13 protein-coding genes are annotated in these 14,756 nt (G+C 67.1%); all 13 read left to right on the top strand.

The window, feature by feature from the left end:
- Positions 1-39 precede the first annotated feature (39 nt).
- Positions 40-474, top strand: coding sequence for a 30S ribosome-binding factor RbfA (rbfA, locus tag QYM46_RS11805; protein ID WP_169252656.1), 435 nt, complete (start codon positions 40-42; stop codon positions 472-474).
- A 191-nt stretch (positions 475-665) separates the two neighbouring features.
- Complete coding sequence (locus QYM46_RS11800) at positions 666-1,541, top strand: ligand-binding protein SH3 (protein WP_432789081.1); 876 nt, start codon at positions 666-668, stop codon at positions 1,539-1,541.
- A 12-nt stretch (positions 1,542-1,553) separates the two neighbouring features.
- A complete protein-coding gene (gene truB / locus QYM46_RS11795) occupies positions 1,554-2,492 on the top strand; it encodes a tRNA pseudouridine(55) synthase TruB (RefSeq protein WP_432789080.1) in 939 nt (312 codons plus the stop codon).
- 100 nt (positions 2,493-2,592) lie between these two features.
- Entirely contained in the window at positions 2,593-3,213 is a 621-nt protein-coding gene (locus QYM46_RS11790; protein ID WP_432789079.1) for a hypothetical protein, read from the top strand.
- Positions 3,203-3,574 carry a hypothetical protein gene (locus QYM46_RS11785; protein WP_432789078.1) on the top strand — a complete coding sequence of 124 codons (372 nt, stop codon included), beginning with the start codon at positions 3,203-3,205 and terminating at the stop codon, positions 3,572-3,574. The genes QYM46_RS11790 and QYM46_RS11785 overlap by 11 nt, the downstream gene beginning before the upstream one ends.
- 101 nt (positions 3,575-3,675) lie before the next feature.
- Positions 3,676-4,614, top strand: a complete 939-nt coding sequence (locus tag QYM46_RS11780; RefSeq protein ID WP_432789077.1) for a bifunctional riboflavin kinase/FAD synthetase — start codon at positions 3,676-3,678, stop codon at positions 4,612-4,614.
- A gap of 91 nt (positions 4,615-4,705) precedes the next feature.
- The gene (gene rpsO / locus QYM46_RS11775) at positions 4,706-4,975 is read left to right on the top strand and encodes a 30S ribosomal protein S15 (protein ID WP_169252650.1); all 270 of its coding nucleotides are present in this window, start codon (positions 4,706-4,708) and stop codon (positions 4,973-4,975) included.
- Between the two features lie 388 nt (positions 4,976-5,363).
- Complete coding sequence (locus QYM46_RS11770) at positions 5,364-7,586, top strand: polyribonucleotide nucleotidyltransferase (protein WP_432789076.1); 2,223 nt, start codon at positions 5,364-5,366, stop codon at positions 7,584-7,586.
- 62 nt (positions 7,587-7,648) lie between these two features.
- Positions 7,649-8,962 carry a M16 family metallopeptidase gene (locus tag QYM46_RS11765; protein ID WP_432789075.1) on the top strand — a complete coding sequence of 438 codons (1,314 nt, stop codon included), beginning with the start codon at positions 7,649-7,651 and terminating at the stop codon, positions 8,960-8,962.
- Between the two features lie 76 nt (positions 8,963-9,038).
- Complete coding sequence (locus tag QYM46_RS11760; RefSeq protein ID WP_432789074.1) at positions 9,039-9,644, top strand: TetR/AcrR family transcriptional regulator; 606 nt, start codon at positions 9,039-9,041, stop codon at positions 9,642-9,644.
- A 114-nt stretch (positions 9,645-9,758) separates the two neighbouring features.
- On the top strand, positions 9,759-10,955 hold the full coding sequence (locus tag QYM46_RS11755; RefSeq protein WP_432789073.1) for a Glu/Leu/Phe/Val dehydrogenase dimerization domain-containing protein: 1,197 nt from the start codon (positions 9,759-9,761) through the stop codon (positions 10,953-10,955).
- A 4-nt stretch (positions 10,956-10,959) separates the two neighbouring features.
- Positions 10,960-13,062: an acetate--CoA ligase family protein gene (locus tag QYM46_RS11750; RefSeq protein ID WP_432789072.1), complete on the top strand. Its 2,103-nt coding sequence runs from the start codon at positions 10,960-10,962 to the stop codon at positions 13,060-13,062.
- Positions 13,063-13,064: 2 nt separating this feature from the next.
- Positions 13,065-14,699: a thiamine pyrophosphate-binding protein gene (locus tag QYM46_RS11745; RefSeq protein WP_169252645.1), complete on the top strand. Its 1,635-nt coding sequence runs from the start codon at positions 13,065-13,067 to the stop codon at positions 14,697-14,699.
- The last annotated feature ends 57 nt before the right edge of the window (positions 14,700-14,756 follow it).

Here is a 14,756-nt window from a genome sequence, read left to right as displayed (position 1 = left end):
GGAAGAGTTGTTCCGGCCCCGAACAGAAGGACACGTACCATGGCAGACTCGACACGGGCCCGCAAGATCGCCGACCAGATCAAGGTCATCGTCGCCAGCACCATCGAGCGCAAGCTCAAGGACCCCCGCCTCGGCTTCGTCACCGTCACCGATGTGCGCGTGACCGGCGATCTGCAGCACGCCACCATCTTCTACACCGTCTACGGCGACGACCAGGACCTCGTCGGCACCGGTCATGCCCTCGAGTCCGCCAAGGGGTTCATCCGCTCCGAGGTCGGCAAGGGACTGACGATCCGTCTGACCCCGAGTCTCGAATTCATCGCCGATGCCGTCCCCGAGGCGGCCGCCCGTCTCGACGGACTGCTCGCTCAGGCCGCCGCCGACGATGCCCGCGTGGCCGGGCTGGCCAAGAACGCGCAGCATGCAGGTGAATCCGACCCGTACAAGAAGACCGACGACGCCGACGAGGAGTGATCGCTGCATCCGGCTGGCCAGATCATCGCTCCTGGTCATCGGGGGGAGCGGCAGAACGTCGGCCGAGGGTCGGATTTGAGCTTCGTCACGTCGCGAAAAAAAGTTCTCGTAACAGTTTTGTTATCTTTCCGAGATGTCGTAGACTTTTTGCGGTAACGAAATGATTACGACTCTGTTAAGGGAATTCTGCATTGGGTAAGCACTCCTCACCGAAGCCGTCGTTCGCGAAGCAGCTGATCCGGGACCTGGCTCCCGGCAAGCGCCCCGCCGGCCGACGCGCAGCGAATGCGCCGTCCTCGGCGACTTCCGTGCTGGCGACTGTCAAGCAGCGTCCCGTCGTCGCCGCGATCGCCGTCCCGGCAGCCGCGACCGCCGCCGTCGTCGGTTCGACCGTCGTCATGGGACCGCCCGAGTCCGGCAACGTCACCACCGAGGCAGCATCGACGACTCCGGAGGAGTCGACCACTGCCTCGACTCCGAGCCAGAAGGAGCTCGACGCCGAACGCAAGAAGGCCGGCGAAGAGTACCTGGAGAAGGTCAAGGACGACCCGAAGTACAAGAACAAGACCTCGAAGACCGACCTCGAGGTCAAGGCTCCGCCGAAGCCGGAGCCGACCGCCGAATCCTCGGCCGCTGAGAAGAAGAGCGACGATTCGTCCTCCGATGAGAAGTCGGGCGATGAGAAGTCCTCCGGCGGCGGCACCTCCTCGGACACCTCGGCTCCGCCCTGCAGTGTGTCGTCGTCGATCGAGTCCGGTCTGCTGCCGAACGCCGTCAACGGCTACCGTGCCGTCTGCGCGAAGTTCCCCGAGGTCAAGACCTACGGCGGACGTCGACCCGGCACCGGTTCGGACCACAACACCGGAGAAGCCGTCGACATCATGATCACCGGCTCCACCGGCGACCGCATCGCCGACTACCTCATCCAGAACCAGGGCGCCCTCAACGTCAAGTACGTCATCTGGAAGCAGCGCATCTGGATGCCCGGACAGGGCTGGAAGGGCATGGAGGACCGCGGAGACGCGACCGCCAACCACTTCGACCACGTGCACGCGTCCTTCAACTGATCGTCGGACCCAGTGAGCGATTCTTCCCCACAGGGCGTCCTCGTCTGCGACAAGCCGCAGGGGCTGAGCTCCCACGGTGTGGTCTCCCGTATCCGCCGCTGGTTCGGGACGAAGAAGGTCGGCCACGCCGGCACTCTCGACCCGATGGCCACGGGCGTGCTCGTCCTCGGCCTCGGCCGCGGCACCAAGCTGCTCACCTATATCACCGGGGTCTCGAAGACCTATTTCGCCACCATCCGTCTGGGGTCGTCGACCCCCACCGATGATGCGGACTCCGACCCCGATCGCTTCGCCGACCCGGCCGACCTCGCCCGTGTCGACACCGCGGCCATCGAAGCCGCCGTGGCCAAGCTGCGCGGTCCCATCGATCAGGTGCCCAGTGCCGTCTCGGCGATCAAGGTCGACGGCAAGCGCTCCTACGCTCGCGTCCGTGCCGGCGAGGACGTCGAACTCAAGGCCCGTCGTGTCGAAGTCTCGGAGTTTCAGATCATCGACCTCCGCTTCGCCGCTGAAGAAGGGCACATCGACGTCGATGTCGAAGTCGACTGTTCCTCCGGGACGTATGTGCGCGCCCTGGCCCGCGATATCGGCACCGACCTCGGCGTCTTCGGCCACCTCACCGCGCTCAGGCGGACGCGCGTCGGCGATTTCCACATCGACCAGGCCGTGACCCTGCCCGAGGACCTCGACGTTCCCGCGCCTGCTCTCATCTCCCTCGCCGGGGCGGCCCGCACCCTGCTGCCGGTCGTCACCGTCGACGCCGGTCGGGCCAGGGCGCTCATGCAGGGTAAGACTGTTCCGGCTGGCGACTGGCATGCCGACCCCGACGCCGACGACTCGGGAAGCCGGGAGGTTGCCGTCGTCTGCGACGATGCGCTCGTCTCCGTGGCCGAAGTGCGTCGCAGCGGCGGTCTGAAGTCACTGACCGCCTTCGCCATCGACCTCGCCTGAACGGGACCCGGCTGATCCACTGAAACAACGAACAATGTTGTATTGGATGAATACAATCAAAATGCTTGTATCTCTCGGTGTCATCTGATCTACTTGTCCTATGTTCGTCTTGACCATCGACCAGCAGGACTCGCGCTCACACGCCGACGCGGTGCCCCGAATCCTCGAGGTGCTCTCGCCGATCGAGGCGATCGTCCCCTTCGCCCGCACCATCGGTGACGAGGTCCAAGGGGTTCTCGACGACCCTGATGCCGTCGCCGAGGCGGTCCGCCGCATCGGCATCGACGCCGGCTGGCATATCGGGATCGGAATCGGCGAGGTCGAGCGGCCCCTGCCCGAGACCACCGCCGAGGGCAGGGGAGCGGCGTTCTATGCCGCCCGTCAAGCGGTCGAGGCGGCGAAGTCCGCACCTGCCCACCTCGTCGTGAGTGCCGACCCGGACAGTGACCATCGCGGCCTGGCGGAGGCGGCCCTGCGCCTTCTCATCAGCACGCTGACCGAGCTGCGCAGCCACTCCCGCGGCTACGTCGGATACCGCCTCGACCACCCCGACGCGACTCAGGCCGAGATCGCCGCGGAGTTCGACGTCTCCCAGCAGGCCGTCTCCCGCGTGCTGTCGGCCGGTCCCGCCGACATCGTCTCCGGCGCCGAGCACCTGGCTCGGTATCACCTCGACCGCCTCCAACGAGGCCTGTCGGAAGGGGCCGCACATGTGGACTGAGGTGCTCGTCGCCATCGCCGCCGCCTTCGTCGCGGCGCTCATCGGCTGGCCGCTCGTGCCGCTCCTCCTTCGCCTGACCCATTCGGGTCCGGGAACCAAGCACGAACGGACCGGGGCCGAGGATGTCGAAGTCCTGCGCGGCGGACTGTGGATCGGCATCGTCGAGCGTGCACTCATCGCCGGAGCCATCGTGCTCGGACGGCCCGAACTCATGGCCGTGGTCATCGCGGTCAAAGGACTCGGTCGCTTCGCGGAGATCAAATCCTCGGCGGCAGCGGGGGAGCGGTTCATCATCGGCACCTTCGTCTCCATCGCCCTGGCCTCCCTCCTCGGCGTCATCGGCTGGGCGATCGTGGCCTGACCGGGGTCTCCCGGGTCTTCCCCGCCTCGGCGAGGTCCGGGTTAGGAGGCGGAAGATGTCTGCGATAATCTGAATCGGTGCACGGAAGGAGCGAATGTCTGGTGGAGCTGTATCACGGACTCGGTGAGGTCGAGGTCGACACTGTCGGCACCGTCGTCACCCTCGGCAACTTCGACGGCGTGCACCGCGGACACCAGACGGTCCTTGCCGCCGTCGCCGCCCTGGCCAGGCAGGAGGGCCTGCGCTCGATCGCGATGACCTTCGACCCGCACCCGCGCACGGTCCACCGCCCCGATGACCCGACCGTGATGATCACCTCGACCCGGCAGCGCGCCGAGCTCATCGCCGCCACCGGAATCGACGGCCTCCTCATCCAGCCCTACGACCTCGACTTCGCCGCCCAGTCGGCCGAGGAGTTCGTGCGCAGATATTTCGTCGAAGCCCTGCACGCGAAGATCGTCGTCGTCGGCGACGACGTCCGCTTCGGGCGTGACAACGAAGGCACGATCGAGACCCTGCGCAGCCTCGGCGAGAAATTCGGCTTCCGAACCGAGACGATCGACGAGGTCGGGCGCGGGGGCCGGTATTCGTCCTCCCGGATCCGGGAACAGCTCACCGCCGGTGATGTCGCCGAGGTGGCCGATCAGCTCGGCCGCTACCATGCACTTCACGGCACCGTCGTCCACGGTGATGCCCGCGGACGCGACCTGGGATTCCCGACGGCGAACCTCTCCGAGAATCCCGACGGGCTCGTCCCCGCCGACGGCGTCTATGCCGGATGGGCGACGTTTAACGGTGAGGACCAAGCGTACCCGGCAGCGATCTCCGTGGGCACGAACCCGACCTTCCAGGGGCAGGTCCGACGGGTCGAGGCGTACGTGCTCGACAAGGAATTCGGCGAATTCGACGTCTACGACCGTGAGATGACTCTCGAATTCGTCTCCCGCATCCGCGGGCAGGTCGCGTTCACCGGGATGGACGACCTCGTCGTGCAGATGCATGAGGACATCGCCGATGTGCGCGAAGTCCTGCATACCTGATAAGCTGATCTCTGCCGTTTTCACCGGCCGCGGTCCCATAGTGCAGTGACTTCAGGTCCCTGCGCCGCGCAACGACACGAAGGAGAACTCCATGGCTCTCGATACCGCTGTGAAGCAAGAGATCATCAAGGAATATGCAACTCATGAGGGCGACACCGGTTCTCCCGAGGTCCAGGTTGCACTGCTGACCCGCCGGATCACCGACCTGACCGAGCACTTCAAGGATCACAAGCACGACCACCACTCGCGTCGTGGCCTGCTGCTGCTCGTCGGCCAGCGTCGCCGCATGCTCAAGTACCTGCAGAACGTCGACATCGAGCGTTACCGTTCGCTCATCAAGCGCCTCGGCCTGCGCCGCTGATTCGACTCTGCTGATCAGCCCCGTCTGATCGGATCGTGTCGAACAGTTCGGAAGCGTCCCACCTCTCGGTGGGGCGCTTTCGTGCTTCTGCGGTAGACTCATGCGTGGACGCACATGCCATGGACGTTTCGGTCTTCGGTAGTGGCCTCCGGAGGAATGCGCGCCGACACCGACTTGCAGATGCAAGCGGCTGCCGACACCGGTTCCGTGGGCCCCGATCGATGACCGGCGTGGATCCATGCATCGTCCACTGCCAATATCCCGCCGGAAGGGCGCGGGGTCTCGCACTGCGCAACGCAGTGCGCTGCCTCGTGGCGTCGAGGGACCACCCTCGAGCGCTGCAGATCGTGCGATGACCGCCGCGCACCGGCACAAACTAGGAGACTACGTGGGACTCAACCCTGAATCCGCCGTTGCCCATATCGACAACGGCAGCTTCGGCAAACACACCATTCGCTTCGAAACCGGTCGGCTGGCCCAGCAGGCCGCCGGCTCCGCCGTCGCCTACCTCGACGACGACACCATGCTGTTCTCGGCCACCTCGGCCGGAAAGAACCCCCGTGAGGGCTTCGACTTCTTCCCCCTGACCGTCGACGTCGAAGAGCGCATGTACGCCGCCGGCCGCATCCCCGGCTCGTTCTTCCGTCGCGAGGGACGCCCCTCGACCGACGCGATCCTCACCTGCCGCCTCATCGACCGCCCGCTGCGCCCGTCCTTCGTCAAGGGCCTGCGCAACGAGGTCCAGGTCGTCGTCACCGTGATGTCGGTCAACCCCGACCACATCTACGACGCCCTGGCCATCAACGCCGCTTCGATGTCGACCCAGCTGTCCGGTCTGCCGTTCTCCGGCCCCATCGGCGGTGTGCGCATCGCGCTCATCGACGGCCAGTGGGTCGCGTTCCCGAACCATTCGCAACTTCAGGACGCCGTGTTCAACATGGTCGTCGCCGGTCGCGTGGTCGGTGACGACGTCGCCATCATGATGGTCGAGGCCGAAGCCACCGACAACGCCATCGACAAGATCAAGACCGGCGCTCAGGCCCCCACCGAGGAGGTCGTGTCCGAAGGTCTCGAAGCCGCGAAGCCGTTCATCGCCGAGCTCTGCCGCGCGCAGTCCGAACTCGCCGATCGTGCCGCGAAGCCGACCGTCGAATTCCCCGTCTTCCGCGACTACGAGGACGACGTCTACGAGGCCGTGAAGGAACTCGCCGAGGCGAAGCAGACCGAGAACTTCACAATCGCCGACAAGCAGGAGCGCGAAGCCGCCGGCGCCGTCCTCCTCGACGAGCTCTTCGAGAAGCTCGGCGAGCGCTTCGAAGGTCGTGAGAAGGAGATCGCGAACGCGCTCAACGCACTGACCAAGCAGGTCGTGCGCAAGCGCATCCTCACCGAGCAGGTCCGCATCGACGGTCGTGGACTCAAGGACATCCGTCCGCTCACCGCCGAGACCAACGTCATCCCGCGCGTGCACGGTTCGGCCATCTTCGAACGCGGCGAGACCCAGATCCTGGGTATCACCACGCTCAACATGCTCAAACTCGAGCAGACGATCGACTCGCTCTCACCCGAGACTTCGAAGCGCTACATGCACCACTACAACTTCCCGCCCTATTCGGTCGGTGAGACCGGTCGTGTGGGCAGCCCGAAGCGCCGCGAGATCGGCCACGGAGCACTGGCCGAGCGTGCCCTCGTGCCCGTTCTGCCCAAGCGTGAGGACTTCCCGTACGCGATCCGCGAGGTCTCCGAGGCCCTCGGTTCGAACGGTTCGACCTCGATGGGTTCGGTCTGCGCCTCGACGCTGGCCATGCTCTCGGCCGGTGTGCCGCTGCAGGCGCCCGTCGCCGGCATCGCCATGGGACTCGTCTCCGATGTCATCTCCACCGACCAGGGTGAACAGACCGCGTACGCGGCTCTGACCGACATCCTCGGTGCCGAAGATGCCTTCGGCGATATGGACTTCAAGGTCGCCGGTACGCGTGACTTCGTCACCGCGATCCAGCTCGACACCAAGCTCGACGGCCTTCCCGCCTCGGTGCTCGGTGCCGCACTCAAGCAGGCCCGCGAAGCACGCATGGTCATCCTCGACGTCATCGCTGAGGCCATCGACGCCCCGGCCGAGATGGCACCGACGGCACCGCGGATCATCTCCGTGAACATCCCCGTCGACAAGATCGGTGAGGTCATCGGGCCCAAGGGCAAGATGATCAACCAGATCCAGGAGGACACCGGCGCGGACATCAGCATCGAAGACGACGGAACCGTCCTCATCGGTGCCACGGACGGACCGGCCGCCGAGGCCGCCCGCTCGATGATCAACGCGATCGCGAACCCGCAGGTTCCCGAGGTCGGCGAACGCTACCTGGGCACCGTGGTCAAGACGATGAGCTTCGGCGCATTCGTCTCACTGACCCCGGGCAAGGACGGCCTGCTGCACATCTCCGAGCTGCGTAAGCTCAACGACGGCAAGCGCGTCGAGGATGTCGAGGACGTCGTCGGCGTGGGCCAGAAGGTCCAGGTCGAGATCACGAAGATCGATGACCGCGGCAAGCTCTCGCTGGCTCCGGTCACCGACGAAGACGAGAAGTCGGACGAAGAGGGATCAGACAACTGATACTGAAGAGTTCGCACACCGGGGAGGGCAGCCGAATCGATCGGTCTGTCCTCCCCGGTGGTTTGACGCTGACCACCGAACACATGCCGGGCCTGGCCTCGGAGACGATCGGGATCTGGGTCGCCGCCGGGTCCCGCGACGAATCCGCCGAGACCGCCGGCTCGACGCATTTCCTCGAACACATGCTGTTCAAGGGCACCGGGTCGAGGGATGCGAAGTCCATCGCCGCGGCCTTCGACCGCACCGGCGGGGATTCGAATGCGATCACCGCCAAGGAGCTCACCTGCTACTACTCCCGGTGCCTGGTCACGGACCTGCCGAACATCACCGGGCTGCTCGTCGACATGGTCTCGAACTCCCAGCTCGATACCGAGGAGTTCGAACGCGAGCGCGGAGTCATCATCGAAGAGCTCGCCATGTCCGCCGATGATCCCGGGGACGTCCTCTTCGACGACTTCGATTCCCTGGTCTTCGGCACGCATCCGCTGGCCCGGCCCGTGGGGGCGACGAAGGATCAGATCCGCGTGCTCGGCCACCACACGGTCATCGACCACTATCAGTCGACGTACATTCCGCCTCGCCTGGTCATCGCCGCCGCAGGTGGTGCGACCCATGAAGAGGTCCTCGCGATGGTTGAGGATGCCCTCGCCGAGGCGGGGCTCGGGTCCCGTGCCGATGTCTGGTCGGGTGCGGGGAACGGCATTCACGGTGGGGACTCGGTGGGCACCGGCGACGCGGACGGCGGGGCCGCCTCGGTGGCGAAAGGCTCGCACCTCGGTGGGGCCGCCCGGGTGCGTCCTGAGTTCCACTCCGGGAAGTCGCATACGGTCAAGGACATCGAACAGCTGGGCATCATGCTCGGCTGCGAAGGTCTGGAAGAAGGCCATGACGACCGGTTCATCTACTCGGTCATGCTGACCATGCTCGGCGGCGGGATGTCGTCGCGGCTGTTCCAGAGCGTGCGCGAGGAGCGTGGACTGGCCTATGCCGTGAACTGTGTGGCCAGTCAGTTCACGGATACCGGCACCTTCGGCATCTACGCCGGCTGTACGGCCGAGAACGCTCAGGCCGTCGTCGACCTGGCCATGAGCGAATGGGACCGGTTGGCGCAGGAGACGCCGAGCCAGTTCGAGCTCGACGAGATCGTGTCCCAGCTCTCAGGCTCGATGGTGCTCGGTCTCGAGTCCTCTGCGGCGCGGATGAACCGTCTCGCGCGGTCGGAGATCTTCGGGCTGCCGCTCGAATCGCCGATGGACCTCATCGAACGTGTCCGCTCGGTCACGGCCGAGGACGTCAGCGAGATGGCCGGTCGGCTGCTGTCGCGGCCCAAGGCTCTGGCTCTGGTCGGACCGGCTGCCGAGGTCGAACTGCCCTGAGCGCGTTGCCGTGTCCAGGGCTTCGGCCGTCGGACGCGGGACGCCCGTCAGCAGGAACGTAGAGGGGACAGGCGAGATGGCGAGGAAGAACGCAGCGGTCCGTCGGGAGGAGATCCTGGCGGCCACGGTCGAGGAGATCGAGGCGACGGGTCTGCGCGGGCTGCGCGTCTCCGACGTCGCTGCCCGTCTGGGTTTGAGCGCCAGCCTCGTCATCTACCACTTCGAGACGAAGGAAGCCCTCGTGGCCGAGGCCTTCGACTTCGCCGGGCGCCAGGACATCGACCACGCCAGGGAACTGGCAGCCGGGGCTGCCTCGGCGAGGGGGAGTGCTTCGGCTCTCCAGCGATTGCGGGACGTCGTCGGCTGGTACCTGCCCCGCGGGTCCTCGCGCAGCTGGAAGATCTGGATCGACGGCTGGTCGGCCGGACTCGTCGACGACGCTCTGCGGTCGACATTCGCCGCTCTCGACCAGGAGTGGAAGTCGATCCTCGTGGGCCTCATGGACGAGGCCATCGCGGCAGGCGAATGCTCGGCCCCGGACGGTGGCACTGAGGCGTGTGCGACCCGGGTACTGGCCTTCCTCGACGGTCTGGCGATCCAGGTGATGGTCAATTCGCAGGCCGTCGATTCCGGGCAACCGGGTGCCTGGGTCGACGACTTCCTCCGCCGCGAACTCGGGTGAGCACGCCCCTTGACGTGGTGGGCATCGCGCCGTCAGAATTGAGTCGTACACGTTACTGAATAGCGATTCAGTAAGGCTTGGACGTCATCTGCTCCCGACTCTCGTGGAGGTCCCATGTTCATGGACATCACCTGGCAGGACTCTGTCACCGGCGCGGCAGGCTATGTCGTCATCGACACCCTCGTGCGCGGCACCGCGTCCGGCGGACTGCGCATGCGCAAGGGCTGCTCGCTCGACGAAGTGCGCGGACTCGCCCAGGGGATGACCCGCAAGGAAGCCATCCACCTCCGCGAGGGACGACACTATGTGCCCGTCGGCGGTGCCAAGGGTGGCATCGACTTCGACCCCCGCGCACCCGGAGCCAAGGACGTCCTCGAACGCTTCCTCGTCGACATCAATCCGATCATGCACGCCTACTGGGCTCTCGGCGAAGACCTCGGTGTCCGCCAGGACGACATCGACGAGATCCTCGACCGCCGCGCACTCGGCTCAGGACTGTCCGCCGTCGACAAGCTCGTCGACGATCCGGCCGCCGTCGAAGCCCGCGCGGACAAGGCGTTCTCCACCATCGTCGACGGCCTCGCCCAGGACGAACTCGTCGGCGGCCTCGGCGTGGCCACCTCGGTGCTCACCGCCCTGCACGACGCCGGCCGCGACCCCGGCGAATCCACAGCCGTCATCCAGGGATTCGGCTCCATGGGCGGAGCCACCGCCCGCTACCTCGCCGAGGCGGGACTGCGCATCGTCGGCATCGCCGATGCCGACGGATTCGTCACCAACCCCGCGGGACTCGACGTCGAAGCGCTGCTGACCACCCGCGACCAGTTCGGCGGCATCGATCGCGCAGCACTGCGCCCCGAGGACCACGTCGGCGATCGTGACGACTGGCTCGCCGCCGACGCCGACGTCCTGATCCCTGCTGCGGTGAGCTACTCGATCACGCCGGACAACTGCGACCGCATCACCGCCTCACTCATCGTCGAGGCCGCGAACATGCCCGTCCTGCCCGCAGCCGAAGAGACGCTGCTGGCCCGCGGCGTCACCATCATCCCGGACTTCCTCGCGAACTCGGCGACGAACGCCTGGTGGTGGTGGGTGACCTTCGGCGACGTCGACGGCAGTTGGGACGACAGTCGCACCATCGTCACCACCACCCTGCGCGACCTCACCGCCGAAGTCCTCATCGCCGCCCGCGACCAGGGCATCAGCCCCCGGGCGGCAGCCCAGGCGAAGGTCGATGCGAACCTCGCCGCGCTCCACGCGGCCTCTGCCGAAAACACCGCCGCCCCCGCCTCGGCGCTGGAAAGCTAGCGACATGGACGCGTTCTTCGATCCCGGCAGCGTCGCCGTCCTCGGGGCCTCGAACGATTCCAGCAAATGGGGTTTCTGGCTCGCCGCCGGAGCCCTGCGCGGATCCGAGCGCCGCCGCGTCTACCTCATCAACGCCACAGCCGCCTCGATCCAGGGTCGGCCGACATTCGCCCGCCTCAGCGACCTGCCGGAGACCCCGGAGCTGCTCGTCATCTCCGTGCCCGGCCCGACCGTCGCGGGAGTCGTCGCCGAAGCACTCGAGAACGGAGTGCGCGCCTTCCTCATCATCTCTGCCCGCGTCCCCGACGCCGACGCATTGGCTGCCACGATCCGTGAAGCCGGCGGCCGCCTCATCGGCCCGAACTCCTTAGGGCTCGTCGACTCACACGCTGATCTGCTCCTGGCCTGGGGCAATTTCACCCCCGGAAGTCTCGCCGTGGTCACCCAGAGCGGACAGCTCGGCACGGAGATCGCCACCCTCGCGGCCCGCAGCGGACTCGGCATCTCCCGGTTCGCGTCGATCGGCGGCCAATCCGACGTCCGCGCCGCCGAGGTGCTCACCACCCTCGTCGACGACCCCGCCACCGCTCAGGTCGCGCTCTACCTCGAATCCTTCACCGGCGGCGGCACCCTCGTCTCGGCCCTCAAAGCCCTGCGCGCCGCCGGGAAGCCGACGATGATCCTGACCACCGGAGCCTCCAGTGCAGGAGCGCGACTGGCACGATCCCACACCGGGTCGATGACCACGGCCATGGACACCATCGACGCCGCCTGCCGGGCCGCCGGCTCCATTCGCCTGACCACCCCCGGCCAGCTCGTCGAACTCGCCGGATTCTTCGCCTCGGCCTGGTTGCCGAACGGCCCGCGCATCGGTGTGCTCTCCGACTCCGGCGGGCAGGGAGCGATCGCCGCCGACACGGCCGAGAGCTGGGGTCTCAATGTCACCGAGCTGACCCCGACCACGCGACAACGTGCCGCCGGAATCCTCACCGACGCCGACCACATCGACAACCCCATCGACCTCGACGGCGCAGGGGAGAAGAACCTCGACGTCTACGCGGACCTCGCCGAGGTGCTGCTGGCCGACGCGGACATCGACGCCGTCGTCCTGTCCGGATACTTCGGCTGCTACGGCGAGGACGTCCCCGACCTCATCGACCGGGAACTGGCCGTCGTCGACCGGTTGGGTGACCTCGTCGCCGAGGCGAAGAAACCCGTCATCGTCCACTCGATGAGCGCATCCTCGCCGGCCGTCACCCGACTCTGGGAGCTCGGCGTCCCCGTCTGCACCTCCATCGAAGCGGCCATGCGCGTGCTCGCCCGCGCCGGCTTCTACGCCGCCCATTCGGGCCGGCTCACCGAATCACTCGAACTCACCGGCCCCGTCACCCCGTGGGGCGCCGGATACGCCGCTGCCCGAGCGGTGATCGAGGACGCGGGGATTCCCGTCCCTGCCGCTGTGACCGTGGGCAGCGTGGGCCCGGGGGAGACCCGTGCACCCGCCGAGGCGGTCCCGGATTCCGGACTCAATCCACCGTTCGCGCTCAAGGCCGGATGGCCTGCCCACAAGACCGAGGTCGGGGGCATCGCGCTGGGGCTGAACGACCTCCACGCGGTCGAAACGGCGTATGCGGACATGGTGGGCCGCCTCGGCGAGGGTGAGTACATCCTCGAGGAGATGGACACACGTGACCATGTCGTCGAGATCCTCGTCGGGGGTCGGCAGGACGAGAACTTCGGGCCGCTCGTCATCGTCGCCGCCGGCGGGACGGAGACCGAACTCTTCGCCGATACGTGGCTCGAACTCGCCCCCGTCACCCACACCGAAGCCGTCGACATGATCGCGCGGCTGAGCTGCTCGCGGCTGCTCACCGGATGGCGGGGCAGGCCCGCCGCGGACATCGACGCCCTGGCCGAGGTCATCGTCGCGGTGTCCCGACTGGTGGCCGGGAACAACGCCATCGCCGAAATCGAGATCAACCCAGTGCGAGTCGCCCCGGACGGCGCCCTGGCTGTCGACGCACTCGTCGTGACGACGGACAACCCGCCAGCGGAGAACGTGTCAGCAGCCTACGTGTCAGCAGAGAACCCGAACAGCGAGGACTGAGAATGGACCAGACGACCATCACCGGCGGGGCGCATCTGGCTCGCGCACTCCAGGCCGAAGGGATCACCCGTGTCTTCGGTATCCCCGGCACCCACAACCTCGAGATCTTCGCGCAGCTGAGTGCCGCCGGAATCGACATCGTCTCACCCCGCCACGAACAGGGCGCGGGCTATATGGCCGACGGCGCCGCCCGCGTCACCGGCGAGGTGCAGGTCGTCGTCACGACCACCGGACCGGCCGCGCTCAATGCGCTCACCGCACTGCTGCAGTCCTTCACCGACTCCGTACCCGTCCTCCTCATCACGCCGGGCATGCCGCTGACCCACCCCGGCCGCGGCAACGGGCTCCTCCATGAGGTCCGCGATCAGTCCGCGGCCCTGTCAGCCGTCCTCACCGAGGTCATGCGGGTCACGAGCCCCGGCGAGGTGTCGCTGGCGGTGGGGCAGACACTGTCGGCGATGCGTTCGGGGCGGACCCGTCCGGCCGCAATCGAGATCCCGCTCGATCTCATCGAAGCCGCCGGCCCCGGAACACGCCACCCGTCCGTGACCCGGGCACTGCCGGCTCCCGTGCCCTCAGCGATCGATGCCGCCGCCGAGGCGATCGCCGGTTCGACGCGACCGCTCATCATCGCCGGCGCCGGAGCTCACGGAGCAGGAGAGGAGGTCGCAGCGTTGGCGGAGACGCTCGGAGCGGGAATCGTCCTGTCGTCGAATGCGAAGGGACTCGTCGATGACCGCGCCGAGACCACCATCGGCGCCATCGGGGTCCTCGAACTGCTCCCCGAGCTCACGGGCGATGCCGATGCGGTCATCGCGATCGGCACCGAACTGGCCCCCAGCGACTTCTGGCCGGAACCGCTGCCGCTGCCCGACACCGTTGTGCGCATCGACATCGACGAGGTGCAGATGCTCACGAACGCTGACGTCAGCCATCCGATCCTCGCCGCCGCGAAGGACGCGACTGCGGCATTGAACGAGCGGATGTCCGTGCTGCGGACGGAGTCCGCGACCTTCGCCGCACGGGACTGGAGGGCCGGCTGGAAAGCAAGGGCCGCCTCGGCGATGGAATCCGACGGCCGCCCCTGGGCCGATCTCTCGACGGCGCTCACCGCGTTCGCGGAGACCGACGACTCTCCGCTCATCGTCGCGGCGGACTCGACGATGGCCTGCTACTACGGGGTGCAGACCGGATGGAAAGCTCGCCCCGGTGACCGGTTCCTCTACCCGGCAGGGGCGGGCACGCTCGGCTTCGGTCTGCCCGCCGGAATCGGTGCGAAACTCGCTGCTCCACGGGCCAGAGTGGTCGCGGTCGAAGGCGACGGGGGATCGATGTTCACGATCGCCGAACTCGCCGCAGCCGTCCAGGCAGGCGTGCGGATGAGCCTCATCATCGTCGACAACGGCGGGTACGGGGAGATCCGCAACGAGATGGACGACCGCGGGGACACCCCGTCCGGGGTGAGGCTGACCGGACCGGACTTCCCGGCGCTGGCGCAGGCGATGGGGGCGCGCGGGGTCCATGTCGACGGGGCAGATGCGCTGCTGGCCGCTCTCACCGAGGCGGAAGCAGCAAATGGTCCGACACTCATCCACATCACCGAGGATTCCCGGGCCGGAGCGGACATGCTCGACTGATAGGGGACGAGGGACGTCAGTCGGGCGCAATGGGGCGCCCGACCTCCACTGACAATG

The organism is Brevibacterium sp. K11IcPPYGO002, from assembly GCF_050920635.1.
Lineage (GTDB): Bacteria > Actinomycetota > Actinomycetes > Actinomycetales > Brevibacteriaceae > Brevibacterium.
This window is presented reverse-complemented; position numbering and strand designations above follow the sequence as displayed.